9 protein-coding genes are annotated in these 26,022 nt (G+C 73.2%); all 9 read left to right on the top strand.

The window, feature by feature from the left end; translation table 11 throughout:
* The first annotated feature begins 273 nt into the window (after window positions 1-273).
* Window positions 274-1,446 (top strand): glycosyltransferase family 4 protein, encoded by a 1,173-nt coding sequence (locus ACWD4B_RS22730; protein WP_451422449.1) that lies wholly within the window; start codon window positions 274-276, stop codon window positions 1,444-1,446.
* A gap of 56 nt (window positions 1,447-1,502) precedes the next feature.
* Window positions 1,503-2,249 carry an ABC transporter ATP-binding protein gene (locus tag ACWD4B_RS22725; RefSeq protein ID WP_451422448.1) on the top strand — a complete coding sequence of 249 codons (747 nt, stop codon included), beginning with the start codon at window positions 1,503-1,505 and terminating at the stop codon, window positions 2,247-2,249.
* Between the two features lie 5 nt (window positions 2,250-2,254).
* The gene (locus tag ACWD4B_RS22720; RefSeq protein ID WP_451422463.1) at window positions 2,255-4,255 is read left to right on the top strand and encodes an FtsX-like permease family protein; all 2,001 of its coding nucleotides are present in this window, start codon (window positions 2,255-2,257) and stop codon (window positions 4,253-4,255) included.
* A 118-nt stretch (window positions 4,256-4,373) separates the two neighbouring features.
* The gene (locus ACWD4B_RS22715) at window positions 4,374-5,021 is read left to right on the top strand and encodes a response regulator transcription factor (protein WP_451422447.1); all 648 of its coding nucleotides are present in this window, start codon (window positions 4,374-4,376) and stop codon (window positions 5,019-5,021) included.
* A 3-nt stretch (window positions 5,022-5,024) separates the two neighbouring features.
* Window positions 5,025-6,449: a sensor histidine kinase gene (locus tag ACWD4B_RS22710; protein ID WP_451422446.1), complete on the top strand. Its 1,425-nt coding sequence runs from the start codon at window positions 5,025-5,027 to the stop codon at window positions 6,447-6,449.
* A 317-nt stretch (window positions 6,450-6,766) separates the two neighbouring features.
* Window positions 6,767-8,110, top strand: coding sequence for a serine hydrolase domain-containing protein (locus ACWD4B_RS22705; RefSeq protein WP_451422445.1), 1,344 nt, complete (start codon window positions 6,767-6,769; stop codon window positions 8,108-8,110).
* Between the two features lie 140 nt (window positions 8,111-8,250).
* Window positions 8,251-18,456, top strand: a complete 10,206-nt coding sequence (locus ACWD4B_RS22700; protein ID WP_451422444.1) for an amino acid adenylation domain-containing protein — start codon at window positions 8,251-8,253, stop codon at window positions 18,454-18,456.
* A 75-nt stretch (window positions 18,457-18,531) separates the two neighbouring features.
* Window positions 18,532-18,732 carry an MbtH family protein gene (locus ACWD4B_RS22695; protein ID WP_451422443.1) on the top strand — a complete coding sequence of 67 codons (201 nt, stop codon included), beginning with the start codon at window positions 18,532-18,534 and terminating at the stop codon, window positions 18,730-18,732.
* Window positions 18,733-18,976: 244 nt separating this feature from the next.
* Window positions 18,977-26,022 (top strand): amino acid adenylation domain-containing protein (locus ACWD4B_RS22690; RefSeq protein WP_451422442.1); only part of this gene is annotated, 7,046 nt, incomplete at its 3' end.

The raw sequence follows: 26,022 nt of genomic DNA, 5'->3' as shown, positions 1-26,022 counted from the left end.
TGCAGCGGTGAAAAGGCGGTGTAGCACCATAGGGGCCAAGGTCACCACCACCCTCGCCGGTGGTGGAGGGGATCCTGCCGCGGCTCTGGCCGGCACGCGGCCCGCCCCGCGGCACTGCCCGCCCGCCTGTTCGCCGGCCCGCCGATCTCGGCTCTTCCCCCATGGCCGGCGCACCTCCCGCCGGGTGCGCACCGCTGCCGTCGCCTCCTTCCGTACCGCAGGTTTCCGACGCGTGGCCCGGCCGCGCCGACCGAAAGGCACATGAGGCCAGTCATGGGATCCACTCTCGTCATCACCAACGACTTTCCGCCCCGGCAGGGCGGGATAGAGACCTTCGTCCATGCGATGGCCACGCGGATGCCCGAGGACGAGGTGGTCGTCTACACCTCGGACGAGCCGGGCGCGCAGGCGTACGACGCGACGCTCCGGTTCCCCGTCGTCCGGGACGGCTCCCGCACCCTGCTGCCCACCCGGCGGACCGCCCGGCGGGCCGTCGAGATCGCGCGGGCGCACGGCTGCGACCGGGTGTGGTTCGGGGCGGCGGCGCCGCTCGGCCTGATGGCGCCCGCGCTGCGGCGCGCCGGGGTGCGGCGGATGGTCGCGACCACCCACGGCCACGAGATCTGGTGGGCCAGGACGCCCGGTGCACGGCAGCTCATGCGGCGGATCGGCGCGGGCGTCGACGTGGTGACGTACCTGGGGGAGTACACCCGCTCCCGCATCGAGCCCGCTCTCGGCCCGCGGGCGCGGACGAGCCGGCTGGTGCCGGGCGTCGACGCCGCCGCCTTCGCGCCCGGCGGTGCGGACGGGCAGGCGGTGCGGGACCGGTTCGGGCTGCACGGCAAGCGCGTGCTCGTGTGCGTCTCCCGCCTGGTGCAGCGCAAGGGCCAGGACACCCTGATCAGGGCGCTGCCGCTGATCAGGCGTCAGGTGCCCGAGGCGGCACTGCTCATCGTCGGCCAGGGGCCGGACGAGCGGCGGCTGCGCGGGCTCGCCCGGCAGTGCGGCGTCGAGGGGTCGGTGCACTTCGCGGGCGGGGTCTCGCACGCCGACACCCCGGCCTACTACGCGGCGGCGGACGTCTTCGCGATGCCCTGCCGCACCCGCAAGAAGGGCCTGGAGGCCGAGGGCCTCGGCATCGTCTTCCTGGAGGCCGCCGCGAGCGGCCTGCCGGTCGTCGTGGGCGACTCCGGCGGTGCCCCGGACACCGTCCTGGACGGGCGCACGGGCCGCGTCGTGGACGGCTGCGACCCGACGGCCGTCGCCGGGGCGCTGACGGAGACCCTGCTCGACCCCGGGCGCGCCGCGGAGATGGGCGGTGCCGGACGCCGCTGGGTGGCGCAGGAGTGGTCCTGGGACGGCTCGGCCCGGCACCTCATGGAGCTCCTGGAGCCCGAGGGCGCCCACGGCTCCCGGCCGCCCCGCCCGCTGTCCGCCCGCCCCTGACGCCCCGCAGTCACGCCGCCCGCCGCCCTGACGCTCCGACAAGGAACCGCCGCCCGATGGCAATCTTCACCGAAATCCGTATCCCGGCCACCCAGTTGGTCGCCGTGTCCAAGACCTACGCATCCGCCTCGGGGCCGGTGCCGGTGCTGCGCGACGTCACGCTCGGCTTTCCGCAGGGCGCCATGACCGCGGTCATGGGCCCCTCGGGGTCCGGCAAGACGACGCTGCTGCACTGCGCCGCCGGGCTCGACCGGCCGACCAGCGGCCAGGTGCTGCTGGGCGAGACCGATCTGGGCGCCTGCGACGAGCGGCAGCTGACGCGCATCCGGCGGGACCGGGTCGGGTTCGTCTTCCAGCAGTTCAACCTGCTGCCGATGCTCACCGCCTACGAGAACGTCGCGCTGCCGCTGCGGCTGAACGGCCGTGCCCCCAAGCGCGCCGTCGTGCTGGAGGCGCTGCGCCGGGTGGGCCTGGAGGGCAAGGAGCGCCGCCGCCCGGCGGAGCTGTCCGGGGGCCAGCAGCAGCGGGTGGCGATCGCCCGCACCCTGGTCGCCGAGCCCGAGATCGTCTTCGCCGACGAGCCGACCGGTGCGCTCGACACGGCGACCGGCCGTCAGGTCATGGGCCTGCTGCGCGAGGTCGTGGACCGGGCCGGCCGGACGGTGGTGATGGTCACCCACGACCCGGCGGCCGCCGCCTGGGCGGACCGCGTGGTCTTCCTCGTCGACGGGCAGGTCATCGGCAAGATCGACGACCCGACGGCCGAGCAGGTCGCCGCCCACCTCGCCCGCTGGGAGCGGTGACCGCGATGTGGCAGCTCTCCCTGCGCTCCGTACGCCATCACTGGGCGCTGTTCGCCGGCACGTTCGTCGCGCTGGCGCTGGGCGTGGCCCTGATCGGGGTGACCGCGACGGCCATGGCCGCCACCTGGGCCGCGGAGCCGTCCGGTGACGGCGGCCCCGCCGTCACGCTGAAGGACGGTACGGGCGCGAGCCACACGCTCCACGGCGGCGACGTGGACATGGGCGGGGTGCAGAGCGTCCTGGCCATGGCCGGGGTCGTCTCCGCGTTCGTGACGGTCTTCGTGATCGCCGGGACCTTCGCGTTCAGCGTCGCGCTGCGCCGCCGGGACATGGGCCTGCTGCGCCTGGTCGGGGCCGGCGGCCCGCAGGTGCGCCGCATGGTGCTGGGCGAGGCCCTGGCGGTGGCGGTGCCCGCGGCCGCCGTGGGATGCGTGGTGGCCGCCCTGGCCGCGCCGTGGGCGGTGCACGCGCTGAACGGGACGGGACTGTCGCCGGTCGTGCTGCACCCGGGACCGGCGGGCGGGCCGCTGCTGTTCGCCGCGGGCAGCGGGCTGGTCATCGCCGTGCTGGGCGCGCTGGCCGCCTCCCGGCGGGCCGCCCGGGTGGGGCCCACGGAGTCGCTGCGCGAGGCCGACCTGGACTCCCAGGCCATGACGGCCGGGCGGTGGACGACGGGGAGCCTGCTGCTCGTCGCCGGTGCGGTGATGGTCGCGCTGGCCCCGAACGCGGGGGCCGAGGCGGCGACGCCGCTGGCGCTCTTCGGGTCGATGGCGCTGACGCTCGCCGCCTCGTCGCTGGGGCCGGTGTACCTGCCGCGCCTGGTGCGGATGCTGATGGCGCCGCTGAAGTGGTCGGGTTCGGTGTCCGGGCGGCTGGCGGCGGAGGCGGTGAGCACCGCCAGGCGCCGGACGGCCGCGCTGGTGGGGCCCGTTCTGGCCATCGTCGCCGTCGTGGGCGTCTTCACCTCGGTGATGGCGACGACCGGTGCGGCCGCGGACGCGGACGAGCGGGCCCGCACGCTGGGGCAGTTGGTGGTCGAGCCCGCTGACCCTGACGGGACGTCCCGCGGGCTGGGCGAGGGCGCGCTGGCCGCGCTGCGCAAGGACCCGCGGGTGCGGGCCGTGTCGGCACCCGCGCCCGTCGAACTCGCCGTGGCGGGCCCGGACTCGGTGTGGCGCGACCAGGCCGCGGTGGCCGACCTCCCGGCGCTGGCCCGCACCCACCGGATCACCGCGGTCGAGGGGGACCTCAAGGCACTGGCACCGCAAACCGTGGCGGTCTCCAAGGAGTTCGCCGACTGGTACGGGTACCACGAGGGCAGCCGCGTCACCTACGGGTACTTCGGCGGCCGTCCGGTCACCGCGCGCGTCGCGGCGGTGCTCGACGGCGGGGCGGCCGTGCCGCACCTGCTGCTGCCGGAGTCGGAGCGCGGCCGGGCCTCGGCCCCCGAGCGGGCGACGGTGCTGCTGGCGGACTCCGACGCCGCACCCTCCGCCCTGGACGCCGCTGCCGAGGAGCTCTCCCGCGCTGTCGGCGGCGAGCGCGTCACGGTGACACCGGCCGCCCGGTGGTACGAAAGTTCCGCCACCGACCAGGACCGGCTCAACACGCTGGTGCTGCTGGTGCTGACCGCCCCCGCGTCCGCCTATGCGCTGATCGCCATCGCAAACACTCTGGTGATGTCCTACAGCAGGCGCGGCCGGGAGGTCGCGTCGATGCGGATGCTCGGCGTCAGCCCGGGGCAGGTCCGCCGGATGGCGCTCTGGGAGACGCTCGCGACCACCCTCGTCGGCGTGGGGCTCTCGGCGTCGGTCGTCGCCCTCGGGCTCTGGGCCTACCGCGCTGCGCTGCGCATATCCTATGGAGCGGCTCCGCTCAGCGTGCCGTGGGGACCGCTTCTCGCCCTCGTCTGCGCCTGTCTGGCCGTGGCCGTGTCCGTGGGGCTGTTTGCCACGCGTCGCTTGCTGCGGCAAAGTTCCGTCGCGGCTGTCACGGCCCGTCAGTAGCCGGGGCCGGCGGCCGGATATGTATGTCTTTGCGTCCGGCCGCCGCCTATGCTGAGCAACCCTGATGACAAAGGCGTTGTCTTGAGAACGGGAACTTCACTGACAGGCAGGGGTCGCCGTGCGCGTCGCAATCGCTGAGGATTCTGCGCTCCTGCGCATGGGGATGGAGCGGCTGCTGGCCGACGAGGGCATCGACGTGGTGGCTTCGCTCAGCGACGCCGAAAACATATGCGCGGTCGTCCGGGAGTCGACGCCACAAGTAGTGATCATGGACGTGCGGATGCCGCCGACCTTCACCGACGAAGGAATCCGGGCGGCCCGCCGTATCCAGGAGAACAACCCCGACACCGCGGTCCTCGTCCTGTCCCAGTACGTCGAGCAGACCTATGCCGAGGAGTTGGTCCGGTACGCCCGGGGCGGAGTCGGCTACCTGCTCAAGCAGCGGGTCTCGGATTTCGACGAATTCCTCTCCGCGCTGCAGCGGGTGTCCCGCGGGGAGACCGTCCTGGACTCCGACATCTTCAAGCAGTTCGTGGGCCGGCCGCGGGAACAGCGCGCCACGGATCTGCTCACCGCACGCGAGCGACAGGTTCTCGAACTCATCGCCACCGGCCTGACGAATTCCGGGATATCGAGCCGGCTCGACATCTCGCAGCGTGCGGTGGAAAAGCATGTGACGTCCATTCTGGGCAAGTTGAGGATTCCCAGCTCCGGTGAGGACCACCGGCGCGTGCTGGCGGTCCTCGACTATCTGCGCGGCCGTTGAGCCGTGGACGTCAGTGAAGAACGGGCGGCCGATCCGGTGCGGCGCGAACCCGACCGCCTGCCGACCGCGTTCCGGATCGCCGCAGGGCTCATCTATCTGTCCGTCGGCAGCCTGGTCGGCCTGCTGCTCGTCCCGCTCGTCGTCGTCTCCGTGGCGCTGCGGGCGGTGACGCTCTTCCTGCTCACCGGTGTACCGCTGCTGGTGACGCTCGGCGTGCACGCCACCACCTCGGTGGTGCGGCGGGCCCTGCACTGCGTCGCGCACGGCGCCGAACGGCCGCCGCCGGAACCGGGGTCGGGCGTGCGCCCGACGGCGCGCGAGGCGTGGAAGCGGGTGGCCGACCCGAGGGCGTGGTTCGTGCCCAGTCTTCCGCTGCTGCGCGCGGTCGCCGACCTCGAACGGCTGCTGGCCGCCTCCGTGGTGCAGGAGCCGGTGTCCGCGCCGTGGCGGCCGCGCCGCGGGGACGAGGGGGCCGCCCGGGACGTGGGCGACACGGGCTGGGACGACCTCGGCTATCTCGGCCTGCTGCTGCTCGGGACCGTCTGGCTGGTCCCGCTCTTCGCACTCGTGATTCCCACCGCCGCGTTCGTGGTGAGCCTGCCGTTCGGCCGGCCCGAGCAACTGGCGTTCGGCCCCGGCATCACCTTCGTCGTCCAAGGGGCCTGGCTGCGCACGCTGGTGGCCGTGGGCTCCGTGGTGGTCTTCGTCCTGCTGGTCGCGCTGCTCTTCTGGCTGGGCAAGGCGCGCGCCCGGCTCGTGCGCAGGGTGCTGAGCCGGTTCGACGAGGCCGACCGGCGCAGAGAACGGGAGCTGGCCGAGCGGCGGCGCTCGGCCGCGCTGCGGGTCAACGACGCCGACTACCGGCGGCTGGAACGCGATCTGCACGACGGGGCACAGGCCCGGCTGGCCGTTCTGCTGATGCGGCTCTCGTACGCGAAACGCCGGACGGCCGACGATCCTCAGGCATTTCACCGGCTGCTCGACGACACCCACCAGGAAATCAGCAAGGCGCTCGACGAACTCCGTGATCTGGTCCGGGGGATCCAGCCGCCGATTCTCAGCGATCGCGGTCTCGACGCCGCCGTCACCGTGCTGACCGAGAAATTCCATGTCCCGGTCACCGTGCACAGCGAATTGCCGGGACGGCCGGCCGCCAGTGTGGAATCGGCGGCCTACTACATCATTGCCGAGTCGCTGACGAACGCGGTCAAGCATGCCTCGGCGACCGAAATGCGCGTGGAAATGCAGCGGGTGGCCGGCTGTCTGGACGTCGCCGTCACGGACAACGGCTCCGGCGGCGCCACCGCGACGGCGGGATCCGGCCTGCGCGGGCTCATGGACCGCGCGACCGCGCTCAACGGGGAGCTCTCCTTCACCAGTCCGCCCGGTGGCCCGACCACCGTCCGGGCCGTGCTGCCCTGGGCCTGACGGGATCGCCCGCACTCTCCCGGTGCATCTTCCAGAAACCGCCTCTGACCTGCTGTTTTTCGTCAGGGCGAAACTCCTTGCCCCGCGAGAGTGCTTGATCAACAATGGCGGGGTACGGGTAGCCGCACCCCCCGGGGTACGGCTACCCGTACCAGCGGGAGGTCCGGCCGGACCCAGGCGTCGTCGAGCCCCTGGCCGTATCTTCCGGGCCGCACGGCCGAACGGTACGCCGAGGGTCCGCCGATCCGTCCTGGCCAGAGGACGGGCCGGCGGACCGGCGGCGGACAGGGTCTGATCCAGCACGCTCGGGGGAGGGCATGGAAGTGCAGCACGTGGGGGACCGGTTGCGGGAACTCGCCGCGGAATCGGGAGTTCCGGGGGCTCAACTCGCCGTGTACGCCGAGGGGGAAATCCTTTCGGTCGCCACCGGAGTCCGGCGCGCGGACACGGCCGAAACCGTGGACACCGGCACCGCATTCGCCTACGGATCGGTGAGCAAGGCATTCACCGCGACCGTGGTCATGCAACTCGTGTCCGACGGCGATGTGGAACTCGACGAACCGCTGGGCGAGCACCTTCCGGAATTCCGGAGCGCCGCCGACGCGGAAATGGTCGCGATCACCCCGCGGCAGCTGCTGAGCCACACCGGCGGCCTGCTCGCCGATCACGAACCGGATCTCCCCGACGAGTCCTCCCTGCGCCGCTACGCGGCGAGTGCCGCGGCCACCGCGCTGCTGCACCGGCCCGGCCGGGTCTTCTCGTACTCGAACACCGGCTACAACGTCCTGGGCCGGCTCATCGAGGCCGTCACCGACATGAAGTGGCAGGCGGCGGTGGAGAGTTTCCTGCTGCGGCCGCTGGGCATCGACCCGCTGTTCCTGCACGGGGCGGACGCCTCCGGGCGCAGCACGGCCGTCGGACACGCCGTCCGCCTCGACGGGCGCAGCGCCCGCCCCGTCGACCTGTTCCTGCCGCCCACCTGGGCGCCGGCCAGCGGTCTGGGAGGCAGCGCCGAGGACCTGATCGCCTTCGCACGCCTGCACTTCGGCGACGACCCCGGGTCCGCCGGGCTCCTGGACGAGGAGGCCCGCGCCGAGATGCACACACCGGTGCCGGCCGCCGACGCCTTCGGCATGGCGGACGGCTGGGCCCTGGGCCTGGCCCGGTACGGCGGCCCGGACGGCGGCTGGCTCGGCCACGACGGAACGGTCGACGGCGGAACCTGCCACCTGCGCCTCCACCCCGGGGCCCGGCTGGCCGTGGCCCTGACGACCAACGCCACCACCGGCACCTACCTGTGGCCCCGCATCGTCGCCGAGCTGCGGGAGGCCGGCATCGGCGTGGCGGACCACGAACCCGCCGTGCCCCCGGCCGAGTCCGCCGCGGGCCACGATCCGGAGCGGTTCACCGGTGATTACTTCAACGGCGACACCCGCTTCCGCGTCGAGCGCCACCAGGGCGGGCTGCGGCTGAGCGACCGCACCGGGCTCGTCGCCGACATGACCCTGCGCGGCCCCGACGGGCTGGTCTTCACCGCCCGCCGCGTCGACGCCGACGAGGCGCCCTACACCGGGCGGTTCGTCCTGGACGGCGGCACGGGCCGAGCCGTCCTCATGCAGCTCGGCGGCCGCTCGGCCCGGCGCGACTGTCCGGCGGCCTAACCGCCTTCCCTCCCCGCACCCGCCCCAACTCTTCTTACGCATCACGGCTTTCCCGCCCTTTTCGCCCCCGCCGACGGCCGACGCCCGGCCGCAGGCGGTGTCCGGGCTGCCCGGAAGCCGCCCAATCCTGGAGGTACAACGTGGCTCGCGCCAACGCGTCGACCGACCGAGAGTCCCACCGCCAAGTGGAGTTCTGGCGAGGCCGGTTGGCCGGGATCGCCCCCCTGGAGCTGCCGGCCGACCGGCCGCGCCCGGTGGTGCGGTCGGCGGAGACCGCGTCGTACGCGTACGCCGTCCCGGCCGGCACCGTCGCCGGCCTGCGCGAGCTGGCGCGGCGCCACGACGCCACGCTGCCGGAGGTCCTGACCGCGGCCGCGCAGGCGCTGTTCGCCCGCTACTCCGGCCAGGAGGACATCGCGGTCGGCACCGTCTCCGGGCGGAGCGGCAACACCGTGGTGCTGCGGACAGAGGTCGACGTGCGCGAGCCCTTCGCCGCGCTGCTGGGCCGGGCCAAGGAGACCGTGCGCGAGGCGCTCGACCACGACGGCGTCCCGCTCGCCGAACTGGTCGAGGCGCTGCGGCCGGAGCGCGACACCAGCACCACCCCGTTCGTGCAGGCCATGGTCGCCCTGCACCGCGACGCCGACGCGGTGATCGATCCGCTGGACCTCTCCCTGGAGTTCACCGAGGCGGGCGAGGAGCTGGCGGCCCGCATCGGCTACAGCACCGCGCTGTTCGACGAGGCGACGGTCGCCCGGCTGGCCGGGCACGTGAACGTGCTGCTCGCGGGTGCGGCGGCCGACCCCGAGCGGGCGGTGTCGGCGCTGCCGATGCTGACGGACGGCGAGTTCGATCAGGTCGTCCGCGAGTGGAACGCCACGGACACCGACGTCCCGACCGGGACCTTCCCCGAGCTGTTCGCCGCCCGGGCCGCCGAACTCCCGGACGCCGTCGCGGTCCTGGACGAGCACGGTTCGCTCACCTACCGCGAGCTGGACGAGCGCGCCAACCGCCTCGCCCACCACCTGCGCGATCTGGGTGCCGGGCGCGATGCGCTGGTCGGCCTGTGCGTGGAGCGCAGCAGCGAGATGGTCGTCGGCCTGCTCGGCATCATGAAGGCGGGCGCGGCCTACCTGCCGCTGGACCCCTCCTATCCCGCCGACCGCCTGGCCTACATGCTCCAGGACTCCGGCGCCCGCCTGATCGTCACCCAGGACCGCCTGCGCGACGGACTCCCGCAGACCGACGCGGTGTTCGTCGACCTCGTGGCGGACCGGGAGCGGATCGCGGAGCGGCCCGGCACCGCACCCGAGGTGCAGGCCTCCCCGCAGGACCTGGCGTACGTCATCTACACCTCCGGCTCCACCGGCCGCCCCAAGGGCGTCCTCGTCTCGCACGCGGGCATCGGCAACCTCGCCGCCGTGCAGATCGAGCACTTCGACGTCACGCCCGGCAGCCGCGTCCTGCAGTTCGCCTCCGCCAGCTTCGACGCGGCGTTCTGGGAGATCTGCATGGGCATCCTCACCGGCGCCGCGCTGGTGATGGGCGCCAAGGACACCATGCTGCCCGGCGAGCCGCTGGCCGCCTACGCCGCCGAACACGGCGTCACCCACGCCACGTTGACACCCGCCACCGTCGCCGTCCTCCCCGAGGGCCGGGGCCTGCCGGAGGCGGCCACGCTCGTCGTCGCCGGCGAGGCCAGCACGGGCGACCTGGTGGCGCGCTGGTCCGCGGGCCGCCGCATGATCAACGCGTACGGCCCGACCGAGAGCACCGTGTGCGCCACGATGAGCGCCCCGCTCAGCGGTGCCGCCGTGCCGCCGATCGGCACCCCGATCGCCAACACCCGCATCCACATCCTCGACGACGCGCTCCAGCCGGTCCCGGCAGGCGTGCGCGGCGAGCTCTACATCGCCGGCGCCGGACTGGCCCGCGGCTACCACGGCCGTCCCGGGCTGACCGCCGAGCGCTTCGTCGCCAACCCCTTCGGCGCGCCGGGGGAGCGGATGTACCGCTCGGGCGACGTGGCCCGCTGGCGTGCGGACGGCACGCTGGAGTACCTGGGCCGTGCCGACGACCAGGTCAAGATCCGCGGCTTCCGCATCGAACTCGGCGAGATCGAGGAGGCGCTCACCCGCCACCCCGGCGTCGCCCAGGCCGTGGTGATCACCCACAACACCAACCTGCTCGCGTACGCCGCGGCCGCCGGGCAGCGCCCCACCGCCGAGGAGCTCAAGGCCCACCTCGCCGGGAGCCTGCCGGAGTACATGGTCCCGGCCGCCGTCGTCGTCCTGGACGCCCTCCCGCTGACCCCCAACGGCAAGGTCGACCGCCGGGCGCTCCCCGAGCCGGGCGCCGCCCCGGAGCAGGGCGCCGACGACGCCTTCGCCGCGCCCCGCAACGCCGTCGAGGAGACCCTGGCCGGCGTGTGGGCCGACGTCCTGGGCGTCGCCCGCGTCGGCATCCACGACAACTTCTTCGACACGCTCGGCGGCAACTCCATCCTCTCCGTCCGCGCCGTCTCCCGGATGCGGCAGGCGCTGGGCATCCAGCTCTCCCCCCGGGTGCTCTTCGACGCGCCGACGGTCGCGGAGCTCGCGGCGCGGGTCGCGCCGGAGGAGTCCGTCGAGGACGCCCCGATCCCGTCCGTACCGCGCACCGGCCCGCTGCCGATGTCCTTCGGCCAGCAACGCCTGTGGTTCCTGGAGGACTTCGACCCCGGCAGCGCGGAGTACCACACCGCCCTGGGCCTGCGCCTGACCGGTGAGCTCCGGGCGGACGCGCTGCGCGCCGCCGTGGGCGACCTGGTGGCCCGGCACGAGTCGCTGCGCACGACCTTCGGCGTCGTCGAGGGCAAGGGCGTCCAGGTCGTGCACGGGGAACTGGCGCCCGAGTGGTCCACGGCCGACGTCTCCGGCGTCGCGGCGGACCTGCGCGAGGAGCGGCTGCGCGAGCTGGTGCGCGCGGAGGTGGCGCGCCCGTACGACCTCCAGGCGGGCCCGCTGGTGCGGGTGCTGCTGGTGCGGGTCTCCGGGAACGAGCACGTGTGCGTGCTGGGGATGCACCACATCGTCACCGACGGCTGGTCGACGGGCGTGGTCTCCGCGGAGCTGGGCGCGTTCTACGCGGCCCGGGTCCAGGGGCGGGACGCGGACCTGCCCGAAGTCACCGTCCAGTACCCGGACTTCGCCGCCTGGCAGCGCGGCCGCCTGGAGGGCGGCGGGCTGCTGGACAAGCAGCTGGAGTGGTGGCGCGAGCGGCTGGCGGGCATCGCCCCGCTGGAGCTGCCCACCGACCGGCCGCGTCCCGCGGTCCGTTCGACGGCCGGTGCCGTGTACGCGTTCGAGGTGCCCGCGGCGACCGTCGCAGGCGTCCGGAACCTGGCCAGGGGCCGGGGCGCCACGCTCTTCATGGCGCTGACCGCGGCCGTCAAGACGGTCTTCGCCCGCTACACGGGCCAGGAGGACATCGCGGTCGGCACGGCCTCCTCCGGGCGCGGCCACAAGGACCTGGAGCAGCTCGTCGGCTTCCTGGTGAACACCGTCGTGCTGCGCTCGCATGTCGACCCGCAGGCGTCGTTCGGCGAGCTGCTGGGCCAGGTCAAGGAGACCGTCCTGGAGGCCTTCGCGCACGAGGAGGTCCCGTTCGAGCGCCTCGTCGAGGCGCTGCAGACCGAGCGCGACACCAGCCGCACCCCGCTGATCCAGGCCATGGTCGTCCTCCAGAACGCCCCCGACGGGGGCGTGACGTTCCCCGGCATCGAGGTCGCCGACCACCCGGTGCACCGCGACGCGGCCCCCTTCGACCTCACCGTCGAGTTCTTCGAAGCGGGCGAGGCGCTGCAGGCGCGCATCGGCTACAGCACCGCCCTGTTCGACGAGGCGACGGTCGCCCGGCTGGCCGGGCACGTGAACGTGCTGCTCGCGTCCGCCGCGGCCGACCCGGAGCGGGCGGTGTCGGCGCTGCCGATGCTGACGGACGGAGAGTTCGAGCAGGTCGTCCGCGAGTGGAACGAGGCCGCGCAGGAGCCGCTGCCGGGCACGTTCCCCGAACTGTTCGCCGCGCAGGCGGCGGCCCGGCCCGACGCGCCGGCCGTCGAGGACGAGCACGGCTCGCTCACCTACCGCGAGCTGGACGAGCGCGCCAACCGCCTCGCCCACCACCTCCGCGACCTGGGTGCCGGGCGCGACGCGCTCGTCGGTCTGTGCGTGGAGCGCAGCACCGAGATGGTCGTCGGGCTGCTCGGCATCATGAAGGCCGGCGCGGCCTACCTGCCGCTGGACCCCAACTACCCCGCCGACCGGCTGGCCTTCATGCTCCAGGACGCGGGCGCCCGCCTGGTCGTCACCCAGGAGCACCTGCGCGACGGACTCCCGGAGACCGGCGCGGTGCTCGTCGACCTCGTGCAGGACCGCGAGGCGATAGCGGCCCGCCCGGCCACCGCCCCGGAGACCGGCCTCACCGCGGACGACCTCGCGTACGTCATCTACACCTCGGGCTCGACCGGCACGCCCAAGGGCGTCCTCGTCCCGCACGCCGGCATCGGCAACCTGGCGGCCGCCGAGATCGACCGCCTCGCCGTCACCCCGGACAGCCGCGTCCTGCAGTTCGCCTCCTCCAGCTTCGACGGCGCCGTCATGGAGGTGCTGATGGCGCTGCCCGCGGGGGCCACGCTCGTCCTGCCGCCGCACGGCCCCGTCGTCGGCGAGGCCCTCCAGCACTTCCTGCAGGAGCGGCGGATCACCCACACCTTGCTGGCCCCCTCCGCGGTGGCCACCCTCGACCCCCAGGGCCTGGAGGGGCTGCGCACGCTCGTCGTGGGCGGCGAGGCGAGCACGGGCGACCTGGTGGCGCGCTGGTCCGCGGGCCGCCGCATGATCAACGCGTACGGGCCCACCGAGGCCACCGTGTGCACCACGATGAGCGCCCCGCTCAGCGGTGCCACCGTGCCGCCGATCGGCACCCCGCTCGCCAACACCCGGGTGTACCTGCTGGACGGCGCGCTGCGACCGGTCCCGGTCGGCGTCCCCGGCGAGCTCTACATCGCCGGCCCCCACCTGGCCCGCGGCTACCACGGCCGGGCCGGCCTGACCGCCGAGCGCTTCGTCGCCGACCCCTTCGGCGAGCCGGGCAGCCGGATGTACCGCTCGGGTGACGTGGCCCGCTGGCGTGCGGACGGCACGCTGGAGTATCTGGGCCGTGCCGACGACCAGGTCAAGATCCGCGGCTTCCGCATCGAACTCGGCGAGATCGAGACCGCGTTGTCCACGCACCCGGACGTGCAGGACGCCGTGGTGGTCGCCCACCAGGGCACCGACGGACGCCGCCGCCTGGTCGCCTACCTGGTCTGCGGCCGCGAGCCGTCCACCGGCGAACTCCGGTCCCACCTGGGCGGATCGCTGCCGGACTACATGGTCCCGGCGGTGTTCGTCCCGCTGGAGAAGCTGCCGCTGACCCCGAGCGGCAAGGTCGACCGCCGCAACCTGCCCGAGCCCGAGGTCCAGGCGGACCAGCTCGGCAGCGAGTACGTGGCGCCGCGCACCGAGGTCGAAGAGGTCCTGGCGGGCGTGTGGGCCGAGGTGCTGGGCGTGGAGAAGGTCGGCGTCCACGACAACTTCTTCGATCTGGGCGGCGATTCGATCCTGTCCATCCAGGTCGTCTCCCGCGCCCGGCAGGCCGGGCTGCGGCTCACCTCCAAGCTGATGTTCGTGCACCAGAGCGTCGCGGCGCTCGCCCCGGCGGTGACCCCGGTCGCCGACGGCACGGGAGCGCAGGCCGCCGCCGAGGTGTCCGGCGAGGTCCGCCTCACCCCGATCCAGAGCTGGTTCTTCGCCGAGCACACCGTCGACCCGGACCACTACGCCATGTCCGTCCAGGTCGAGTTGGCCCCCGACACGGACACCGCCGTTCTCAAGCGCGCCCTGTCGGCCGTCGTCGCCCACCACGACGCGCTGCGCATGCGCTACCGCCACGAGGACGGGCAGTGGGTCCAGGAGTACGGCACAGACCCCGAGGGCCTGCTGACCGTGCGCGACCTGTCGGCGCTGGACGCCCAGGACGCCGAGGCGCGCCGGACCGCCCTGGCGGAGGCCGCGTCGGCCGCCCAGCGGGCGCTGAACCTGACCCGCGGCACCCTGGTCAAGGGCGTCTTCCTGCGCCTCGGCGCGGGCCGGCCGCCGCGCCTGTTCCTCGCCGTGCACCACCTGGTGATGGACGGGGTGTCGTGGCGGGTGGTCCTGGAGGACCTGGCCACCGCCTATGGGCAGTTGGCCGAGGGCCGTCCGGCGGACCTGGGCGCGAAGACCTCCAGCTACCAGCTGTGGGCCGAGCGCCTCTCCGACCACGTCCGCAACGGTGGCCTCGACGACGAACTCGCCTACTGGCAGGGCGTGGACGGCACCCGCGAGATCCCGGTCGACGGCACCGCACCGAACACCTTCGGCAGCGCCGAGGTGGCGTCGGTGCGGCTGGGCCGCGAGGAGACCGAGGCCCTGCTGCAGAAGGTGCCCGCCGCCTACCGCACCCAGATCAACGATGTGCTGCTGGCGGCGCTGGGCCGGGTGCTGGGCGACTGGGCCGGGCACCCCGCCACCATCGCCCTGGAGGGGCACGGCCGTGAGGAGCTGTTCGAGGACGTCGATCTGTCCCGCACGGTCGGCTGGTTCACCACCATCTACCCGGTGACGCTGGACGTCCCCGAGGGCGAGTGGGGCGCCGCGCTGAAGTCCGTCAAGGAGAGCCTGCGGGCCGTCCCGGGCCGTGGTCTGGGCTACGGCGCGCTGCGTCACCTCTCCGCGCCGGACGGTGCGGGCCGGGTGCTGGGCGGGCAGGAGCAGCCGCGGATCAGCTTCAACTACCTGGGTCAGTGGGACGGCACCACCAGCCGCGACGGTCTCGTCCGTGGCCGGCTGGACGGGCTCGGCAGTGACCAGGCGCCCGGTCAGGACCGTCCGCACCTGATCGACATCGTGGCGGCGGTCAGCGAGGGCGAACTGCGGATCGAGTGGATCCACTCGCCCGGCAACCACACCACCGCCACCGTCGAACGCTTGGCGGGTCAACTCCTCGACGCCCTGCGGGAGATCGTGGCGCATTGCCTGTCCGAGGGCAGTGGTGGTGCGACGCCGTCGGACTTCCCGCTGGCGGGTCTGGACCAGGCCGGTGTGGACCGGGTCGTCGGTGACGGCCGTGGTGTGGAGGACGTGTATCCGCTGACGCCGATGCAGTCCGGCATGCTCTTCCACTCCCTCGCCGAGCCCGAATCCCCCGCCTACTTCGAGCAGATGACCTTCGTCCTCGACGGGGTCGCCGACCCCGAGGTGCTGGCACAGGCGTGGCAGCGGGTCGTGGACCACCTGGAGATCCTGCGCGGTTCGGTGGTGTGGGAGGGCGTGGACCGCCCGCTGCTGGTGGTCGGCCGCCACGTCGAACTGCCCGTGCGGCAGCTGGACTGGCGGGACCTGGCGGAGGAGGAACAGCGCGCGGCGCTTGCGGAGTTCCTGTCCGAGGACCGGGCGCAGGGCCTGGACCTGTCGGCCGCGCCGCTGATGCGGCTCGTCCTCATCCGCGTCTCCGACAGCGCCGTACGGCTGGTCTGCTCCTTCCACCACCTGCTGCTGGACGGCTGGAGCACCTTCGACGTCCTGTCCCAGACCTTCACCGCCTACGCGGCGCTGGTGGCCGGCCGGGAGCCCGCCCTGCCCGTGCGACGCCCCTTCGGCGCGTACGTCGAGTGGCTGGAGGGCCAGGACCTGGCGTCCGCGGAGGCGTACTGGCGTGAGCTGCTGGCGGGCCTCGACACCCCCAACGCGCTGCCCTACGACCGCCGTCCGGCCGCCTCCCACAAGGCGCACTCCACCAGCCGGCTGGTCACTCGTCTCTCCGCCGAGGCGAGCCGGGAGCTGACCGACTTCGCCCGCCGGCACCGGCTGACGGTGAATGCTGTCGTGCAGGGTGTGTGGTCGCTGCTGCTGTCCCGCTACTCGGGTCAGTCGGATGTGGTCTTCGGTGCGACGGTTTCGGGTCGTCCGGCTGATCTGCCGGGTGTGGACTCGATGGTCGGCATGCTGATCAACACCCTTCCGGTGCGGGTCCGGATCGACCCCGAGGCCGAAGTGGCCGAGTGGCTGGGCCGGTTGCAGCAGGCTCAGGTGGAGGCGCGGCAGTTCGAGTACGTGCCGCTGCCGCAGATCCAGTCCTGGAGCGACGCGGACCGGGGCACCAACCTCTTCGACAGCCTCGTCGTCTTCGAGAACTATCCGGTCGACGGCCGGGCGGCGGCCGAAGGCGGCCTGACCGTCAGCGAGGTCGAGGGCGCGGACGTCACCAACTACCCGCTGAACCTCATCGCCTACGCGGGCGAGGAGCTGGCCTACGCCCTGGCCTACGACGCCGGACTCTTCGACCCGGCCACCGTCGAGCGGATCGCAGCCCACTTCGGCACCCTGCTCGCCGGGGCCGTCGCCGGCCCGCAGCACACGCTCGCGGCGCTGCCCATGCTCGGCGAGGGCGAGTTCGAGACCGTCGTGCGCGACTGGAACGACACCGCCCGCCCGCTCCCGGACGCCTCTCTGCCCGAGCTGTTCGCACAGCGCGCGGCCGAGCAGCCGGACGCCGTGGCGCTCTCCTACGAGGGCGAGCACCTCACCTACCGGGAGCTGGACGAGCGCGCCAACCGGCTGGCCCACCACCTGGCCGCCCTCGGCGCCGGGCCGGAGGCCAGGGTCGGGCTGTGCGCGGAGCGCGGCGCCCAGGCGGTCATCGCGCTGCTGGGCATCGTCAAGGCGGGTGCGGCCTATGTCCCGCTGGACCCGGAGTACCCGGCCGAGCGGCTGGCGTTCATGCTCCAGGACTCCGGCATCGGCCTGCTGGTCACCCAGAAGCACCTGCGCGACCGGCTCCCGGAGACCGCGGCGGCCGTCGTCGACCTCGACGGCGACTCCGCCGACATCGCCCAACGCCCGGCTGCTGCACCGCAGGTGGCGGTCTCCGGCGACAACCTCGCCTACGTCATCTACACCTCCGGTTCGACCGGCACCCCCAAGGGCGTGCTGACCCCGCACCGGGCCGTGGTCCGCCTGGTCCACGAGGCCGGGTACACCGACATCTCACCGGGCGACACGGTCGCGCAGTTCGCCTCGCTGTCCTTCGACGCCTCCACCTTCGAGGTGTGGGGCGGCCTGCTGGGCGGCGCCCGCCTGGCCGTGCACCCGCCGACCCTGCCCACCGCGGCGGAGCTCGGCAGGTTCCTCCAGGAGCAGGAGGTGACGCACCTCTGGCTGACCGCAGGCCTGTTCCACCAGGTCGTCGACGACGGGATCGGCGCGTTCGGCGGGCTCAAGCAGCTCATCGCGGGCGGTGACAAGCTCTCCCCGGAGCACTGCGCCCGGGTGCTGGCCGCCCACCCCGCGCTGCGGCTGACCAACGGCTACGGCCCCACCGAGGCCACGACCTTCACCGCCACCCACGAGCTGGGCGCGGACACCGACGGCACGGCGCCGGTGCCGCTGGGCCGCCCGATCGGCAACACCCGGGTGTACGTCCTCACCGACACCCTCCGGCCCGCCCCCGTCGGCGTGCCCGGAGAGCTGTACATCGCCGGTGCCGGTCTGGCCCGCGGCTACCTCAACCGGCCCGGGGCGACCGCCGAACGGTTCGTCGCCGACCCCTTCGGCGCGCCGGGGGAGCGCATGTACCGCTCCGGCGACCTCGCCGCGTGGCGGGCGGACGGCACCCTGGAGTTCCTGGGCCGCGCCGACGGCCAGGTCAAGATCCGCGGCTTCCGGATCGAGACCGGCGAGATCGAAGCCGCCCTGACCGCCCACCCGGACATCACCGACGCCGTCGTGGTCCCCCACGAGGAGGACGGCCGCAAGGTCCTGGTCGCCTACCTGGTGGCACCGGCCTGGACCGAGCCCAACACGGCCGTGCTACGTGACCACTTGGCGGCGACGCTGCCCGGCCACATGCTGCCCTCGGCGTTCCTCGTCCTGCCCAGGCTGCCGCTGACCGCCAACGGCAAGGTCGACCGGCGGGGCCTCCCGGAGCCCGGACAGCGCGTGGAGACCGGCACCGCCTACGAGGCGCCCGGCACCGTCACCGAGGAGTTCCTCGCGGAGGTCTGGCAAGAGCTGCTGGGCGCCGAACGGGTCGGCATCCACGACGACTTCTTCGCACTGGGCGGCGACTCGCTGCTGGCCCTGCGGACGGTGTCGCGGATCAACGCCGCGTTCGGCACCGAGCTCTCGCCGCGGGTCCTCTTCGACCGGCCGACCGTCGCGCAGACCGCGTACGAGGTCGAGGAGCAGATCCTCGCCGAACTGGAGCAGACCGCCGGCGACCGGTGACGGGACCGGGGGCGGGCAACCGCCCGCCCCCGCCCCCCGCTTCCGCACCACCCGACAACCCCGAAAGGCAAGACCGTGTCCAACCCGTTCGAGCAGTCCGACCGTTCCTACCGCGTGCTGGTCAACTCCGAGGGCCAGCACTCCCTGTGGCCCGCCACCAACGAGGTGCCCGCCGGCTGGACGACCGCCCTGGAGGCCGCTCCGCGCGAGGAGTGCCTGGCCTACGTGGAGACCCACTGGACCGACATGCGGCCCCAGAGCCTGGCCGGCCACTAGGGCGTGTCCGGTAGATCTTCGCGCCCCGAAGGGGCGCGGGGAACTGCGCGGCCAGCCACGATGCGCCCGCAGCCGAGGTTCTCGGGGCTGCGCCCCGGACCCCAGAGGCAGTGCGTCGGCTGCAGGCCGGTGGGGGCTGGTCGCGCCCACGCGGCGGAGCCGCATATGTCAACAGCCCCGCGCCCCTGACGGGGCGCACCCGCAACCCACCACCCGTATTCCGCAGCCCGTAGGGGGACCCTCCATGAACACGCCGTCATCCCGCGCGGACCGGATCGCCGCGCTGCCCGAGCACCTGCGGTCGGCGCTCGCCAAGCGCCTGGCCGGTCAGGCCGCCGCCACGCTGTCGATCCCGTCCGTGCCGCGCGACGGCGCGCTGCCGATGTCGTACGGCCAGCAGCGGCTCTGGTTCCTGGAGGACTTTGAGCCGGAGAGCACCGACTACCACTCGGCGCTTCCCCTGCGGCTGAAGGGCGAGGTGGACACCCACGCGCTGCGGGGCGCGCTGGACGGTCTGGTGGCCCGGCACGAGGCGCTGCGCACCACCTTCGGCACGGTGGACGGCAAGGGTGTGCAGACCGTCCACCCGGAGCTCGCGCCCGAGTGGACCGAGGCCGACGTGTCCGGTGCGCCGGCCGGGGAGCGCGAGGAGCGGGCCCGCGAGCTGGTGCGGGCCGAGATGGCGCGCCCGTACGACCTGAAGGTCGGCCCGCTGGTGCGGGTGCTGCTGGTCCGGGTGGCGGACGACGAATACGTCTGCGTGCTCGGGATGCACCACATCGTCACCGACGGCTGGTCGATGGGCATCGTCGCCCGCGAGCTCGGCGCCCTGTACGCGGCCCGGGTCGAGGGCCTGGACGCGGGCCTGCCCGAAGTCGCCGTCCAGTACCCGGACTTCGCGGCCTGGCAGCGCGGCCGCCTGGAGGACGGCGGGCTGCTGGAGAAGCAGGTCCAGTGGTGGCGCGAGCGGCTGGCGGGCATCGCCCCGCTGGAGCTGCCCACCGACCGGCCGCGCCCCGCGGTGCGCTCCAGCGCGGGTGCGGTGTACGGCTTCGAGGTGCCCGCGGAGACCGTCGCGGCCGTCAAGGACCTGGCCCGCCGGCAGGGCGCCACCCTGTTCATGACGCTGACGGCCGCCGTCCAGACGGTCCTCGCCCGCTACTCCGGCCAGGAGGACATCGCGGTCGGCACCTCCTCCTCCGGTCGCGGCGGCAAGGACCTGGAGCAGCTGGTCGGCTTCCTGGTCAACACCGTCGTGCTGCGCTCGCGGATCGACCCGCAGGTGTCCTTCACGGAGCTGCTGGGCCAGGTCAAGGAGACCGTCCTGGAGGCCTTCGCCCACGAGGACGTGCCCTTCGACAAGCTCGTCGAGGCGCTGGCGCCCGAGCGCGACACCAGCCGCACCCCGCTGGTGCAGGCCATGGTCGTGCTGCAGAACGCCCCGGCCGGGCCCGCCAAGTTCCCCGGCGTGGAGACCTCCCCGTACCCGCTGGAGCGGGACGCCGCCCTCTTCGACATCACCGTCGAGTTCGAGGAGCGCGACGGCACGCTGCTGGGCCTGATCGAGTACAGCACCGAACTGTTCGACGAGGCGACCGTCGCCCGTCTGGCCGGCCACCTCGACGTCCTGCTGGCCGCCGCGGCCCGCACCCCCGACGTGCCGCTGTCGGCCCTGCCGATGCTCACCGGCGGCGAGCTGGAGCAGCTCGTCCGCACCTGGAACGCCACCGGCACCGCCGGGGCCGGGACCGGTCTGATCCACGAGCGGCTGGCCGAGCAGGCCGCCCGCACCCCCGACGCCGTCGCCGTGGTCGCCGAGGACGAGACCCTCACCTACCGCCAGCTGGAGGAGCGCGCCAACCGGCTCGCCCACCACCTGCGCGAACTGGGCGCGGGCGCCGACACGTTGACCGGCCTGTGCGTGGAGCGCGGCGCCGAGATGGTCGTCGGCCTGCTCGGCATCATCAAGGCGGGCGCCGCCTACGTGCCGCTCGACCCCGCCTTCCCCGCCGACCGCCTGGCGTACATGCTCCAGGACTCCGGGGCCCGCCTGATCGTCACCCAGGGCCGGGTGCGCGACCGCCTGCCGCAGACCGCCGCCACCGTGGTGGACCTCGACGCCGACCGCGCCGCCATCGCGGCCCGCCCGGCGACCGCCCCCGACGCGGCCGTCGCCCCCGACCACCTCGCCTACGTCATCTACACCTCCGGCTCGACCGGCAACCCCAAGGGCGTCGCCATCGAGCACCGCAACCTGCGGCACATCTGCGCCGCCTGGGACGAGCGGTACGGCCTGGCCGACCTGAAGCTGCGCTTCCTGTCCGTCTCCAGCCTCTCCGTCGACCTGTTCTTCGCCGACCTGATCCGCTCCCTGCCGTTCGGCGGCGCCCTGATCGTCGCCTCCAAGGACGTCACCACCGAGCCCGCCGCCCTCCTGGACCTGATCGACAGGACCGGCGCCACCGGCATCGAGATCGTGCCGTCCCTGATGAACGCCGTCCTCCAGGAGACCGAGCGGCGCGGCGCGGGCTTCCCGCCGCTCAGGCTGATCTCGGTGGGCTCCGAGGGCTGGCGCGTGGAGGACTGCCGGGCGCTGCTGCGCCAGGTCCAGGACGGCACCGTGGTCGTCAACGCCTACGGCGGCACCGAGGCCACCGTCGACTCCACCGTCTTCGTCCCCACCGACGAGGCCCTGGACCGCAGTGTCTTCGTGCCCATCGGCAGCCCGCTGCCCGGCACCCGCGTGTACGTCCTGGACCCGGCCATGCAGGTCGTGCCGGTGGGCGTGCCCGGCGAGATCTACATCGGCGGCGACGGCATCGGCCGCGGCTACCACGGCCGCCCGGACCTGACCGCCGAGCGCTTCCTGACCAGCCCCTTCGACGCCGCCGACCGCCTCTACCGGACCGGCGACCGGGCCCGCCGGCTGCCCGGCGGCGAGCTGGAGTTCCTGGGCCGCGCCGACGACCAGGTCAAGATCCGCGGCTTCCGCATCGAACTCGGCGAGGTGGAGAGCGCCGTCCTGGCCCACCCGGACGTCGAGAACGCGGCCGTGGTCGCCCACCAGGGCGCCGACGGGCGCCGCCGCCTGGTCGCCTACCTCGTCACCGGCCGCGAACTCCCCACCACCGAACTGCGCACCTACCTGTCCGGGGCGCTGCCGGACTACATGGTCCCGGCGGTCTTCGTCCCGCTGGAGAAGCTGCCGCTGACCCCGAGCGGCAAGGTGGACCGCCGCAACCTGCCCGAGCCGGAGGTCCGGACGGACCACCTCGGCAGCGAGTACGTCGCCCCGCGCACCCCGGCCGAGGAAGCCCTCGCCGCCGTGTGGGCCGACGTGCTGGGCGTCGAACGGGTGGGCATCCACGACAACTTCTTCGACCTGGGCGGCGATTCGATCCTGTCCATCCAGGTCGTCTCCCGGGCCCGGCAGGCCGGACTCCGCCTCACCTCCAAGCTGCTCTTCACCCACCAGACGGTCGCCGGTCTCGCGGCCGTGGCGGGCGAGATCTCCGCGGAGCCCGCCGTCACCGTGCCCGACACCGTCTCGGGCGAGGTCGAACTGACCCCCATCCAGGCCTGGTTCCTGGCCGAGCACACCGTCGACCCGCACCACTACGCCATGTCCGTCCAGGTCGAACTGGCACCGGGAACGGACGCCGGGCTGCTGGAGCGCGCCCTGTCGGCGGTCGTGGCCCACCACGACGCGCTGCGCATGCGCTACCGCCGCGAGGACGGGCAGTGGGTGCAGGAGTACGGCGACGCGCCCGCAGGACTGCTGGCCGTGCGGCCGGCGGACGAGGCGGACGACGCGGCGCTGGAGGCCCAGCGGGCGCTGAACCTGACCTCGGGCGAACTGGTCAAGGCCGTCTTCCTCCCCGCGGAGGGAGAAAAGGCGGAGGCACCGCGCCTCTTCCTGGCCGTGCACCACATCGTCATGGACGGTGTGTCGTGGCGGGTGGTCCTGGAGGACCTGGCCACGGCGTACGGGCAGCTGGCCGAGGGCCGTCCGGCGGACCTGGGTGCCAAGACCTCCAGCTACCAGCTGTGGGCCGAGCGCCTCTCCGGTCACGTCCGCTCCGGCGGCCTGGACGACGAGATCGCGCACTGGAAGGCCGTCGACCCGAACAACGCCCCCCAACTCCCCACCGACAAGGCCGGGGAGAACGTCACCGCGCACGAGCGGACCGTGACCGTCCGCCTCGGCGGCGAGGAGACCGAGGCCCTGCTGCACCAGGTCCCTGCCGTCTACCGCACCCAGATCAACGACGTCCTGCTCAGCGCGCTGGGCCGCACTCTGTCCCGGTGGGTGGGCCGGGAGCGCGTGGTGCTCGGCCTGGAGGGCCACGGCCGTGAGGAGCTGTTCGAGGACGTCGACCTGTCCCGCACGGTCGGCTGGTTCACCACGCACTTCCCGATCGCCCTCACGCTGCCCGGCGAGTCCGGGTGGGGTGCGACCCTGAAGTCGGTCAAGGAGCAGCTGCGGGCCGTCCCGGGCCGCGGCCTGGGCTACGACGCCCTGCGCTTCCTGTCGGAGCCCGGCACTCCGGGCCACGCGCTGCACGCCGACCGCCTGCCGCAGATCAGCTTCAACTACCTGGGTCAGTGGGACGGCACCACCAGCCGCGACGGCCTCGTCCGCGACCGGCTCCCGGCCCTGGGCCTGGACCACGCGCCGGACGAGCCCCGCCCCTACCTCCTCGACGTCGTCGGCATGGTCGAGGGCGGCGCCCTCGGCTTCACCTGGATCTACTCCGGCGAGGTCTTCGACGACACCACGATCGAGCGTCTGGCCGGTCAACTGCTGGATGCCCTGCGGGAGATCGTGGCGCATTGCCTGTCGGAGGGCAGTGGTGGTGCGACGCCGTCGGACTTCCCGCTGGCGGGTCTGGACCAGGCCGGTGTGGACCGGGTCGTCGGTGACGGGCGGGGCGTGGAGGACGTGTATCCGCTGACGCCGATGCAGTCCGGCATGCTCTTCCACACGCTCGCCGAGCCCGAATCCCCGGCGTACTTCGAGCAGATGACCTTCGTCGTGGACGGGGTCGGTGATCCGGAGCTGCTGGCGTCGGCGTGGCAGCGCGTGGTGGATCACCTGGAGATCCTGCGCGGTTCGGTGGTGTGGGAGGGCGTGGACCGCCCGCTGCTGGTGATCAACCGGCAGGTCGAGATCCCCGTGCGGCACCTGGACTGGCGGGACCGGTCGGAGAGGGAGCAGCAGGAGGCGCTTGCGGAGTTCCTGTCCGAGGACCGGGCGCAGGGTCTGGACCTGTCGGCCGCGCCCCTGATGCGGCTCGCCCTCATCCGTGTCTCCGACAGCACGGTGCGGGTCGTCCGGACCTCGCACCACGTCCTGCTGGACGGCTGGAGCACCTCCCAGATGCTCGACGAACTCACCACCGCCTACGACGCGCTGGCGGCCGGCCGGGAACCCGTACTGCCCGTGCGACGCCCCTTCGGCGCGTACGTCGAGTGGCTGCAGAGCCAGGACCTGGCATCCGCGGAGGCGTACTGGCGTGAGCTGCTGGCAGGCTTCGACACCCCCAACGCGCTGCCTTTCGACCGTCGTCCGGACACTTCCCACAAGGCGCAGTCGGCCAGCCGGCTCGTCTCGTACCTGACGCCGGAACTGTCGGAGCGGATCTACGCGTTCGCCCGCCGGCACCGGCTGACGGTGAACGCCGTGATGCAGGGCGTGTGGTCGCTGCTGCTGTCCCGCTACTCGGGTCAGTCGGATGTGGTCTTCGGTGCGACGGTTTCGGGTCGTCCGGCCGATCTGCCGGGTGTGGACTCGGTGGTCGGCATGCTGATCAACACCCTTCCGGTGCGGGTCCGGGTGGACCAGGAGGCCCCTGTGGCCGAGTGGCTGGGCCAGGTGCAGCAGGCTCAGGTGGAGGCGCGGCAGTTCGAGTACGTGCCGCTGCCGCAGATCCAGTCCTGGAGCGACGCGGAGCGGGGCACCAACCTCTTCGACAGCCTCGTCGTCTTCGAGAACTTCCCGATGGACGAGCAGGGTCCGGCCGACGGCGACGGCGGCGCGCACCTGCACGGCCTCGAAGGCGCCGACGTCACCAACTACCCGCTCAACTTCATCGCCTACGCGGGCGAGGAGCTGGCCTACGCCCTCTCCTACGACGCCGAACTCTTCGACGCGGCCACGGTCGAGCGGATGGCCGGTCACGTGCGGACGGTGCTGGAGGGCATGGTCGCCTGCCCGCAGGGCGCCGTGGCGGAGCTTCCGATGCTGACGGATGCGGAATTGGGGCTGGTTGTCGATGAGTGGAATGCGACGGGTGGTGTGGCGGCTCCGGCGGGCTGCATCCATGAGCGGGTGGCTGACCGGGCGGCGTTGACGCCGGATGCGGTGGCGGTCTGCTACGGAGACGAGTCGCTGACCTACCGGGAGCTGGACGAGCGGGCCAATCAGCTCGCCCACCGCCTGATCGCCGGGGGTGCCGGTCCGGATGCTCTGGTCGGTCTGTCGGTGGAGCGCAGTACCGAGATGGTGGTCGGGCTGCTGGGCATCATGAAGGCGGGTGCGGCGTACGTTCCGCTGGACCCGGCCTACCCCGCCGACCGTCTCGCCTACATGCTGGAGGACTCGGGCGCGCGGCTGCTGGTCACCCACCGGGGTCTGCAGGACGGGCTGCCTGCCGAGGGCGTGACCGTCGTCGACCTGGACCGTGAGCGGTCTGCCATAGCCGAACTCCCGGTCTACGCACCGCAGGTGACGGTGTCCGGCGACAACCTCGCCTACGTCATCTACACCTCCGGTTCGACCGGCCGCCCCAAGGGCGTGGCCGTCGAGCACCACACCGTGCTCAACCTCCTCGCCAACTGTCAGCCCGCGTACGGCTTCGGGCCGGACGATGTCTGGACGGTGTTCCACTCCTACGCCTTCGACTTCTCCGTGTGGGAGCTGTGGGGCTGCCTCATCGCGGGCGGCCGCACGGTCGTCGTGCCGCACGACGTGGCGCGCAACCCCGAGGCGATGTGGGAGCTGCTGCGGGCGGAGCAGGTCACGGTGCTCAACCAGACGCCGTCGATGTTCCGCGAACTGGTCGAGCAGGCGGCGGCCTCCGGTGCGCCGGTGCTGCCGGAGCTGTGTTGGGTGATCTTCGGCGGCGAGGCGCTGGAGCCGAAGCACCTGCGCACCTGGTTCCACCAGTACGACACGGGCGACACCCGCCTGATCAACATGTACGGCATCACCGAGACGACGGTCCACGTGACCTTCCAGGAGGTCTCGGCCGAGCACGTGGCCTCGGGCCGGGTGCCCGCGGGCCGCCC

The sequence above is a fragment of the Streptomyces sp. NPDC002536 genome, assembly GCF_053594995.1.
The sequence above is the reverse complement of the archived record's forward strand: the minus strand, read 5'-3'. Positions and strand labels throughout refer to the sequence as shown.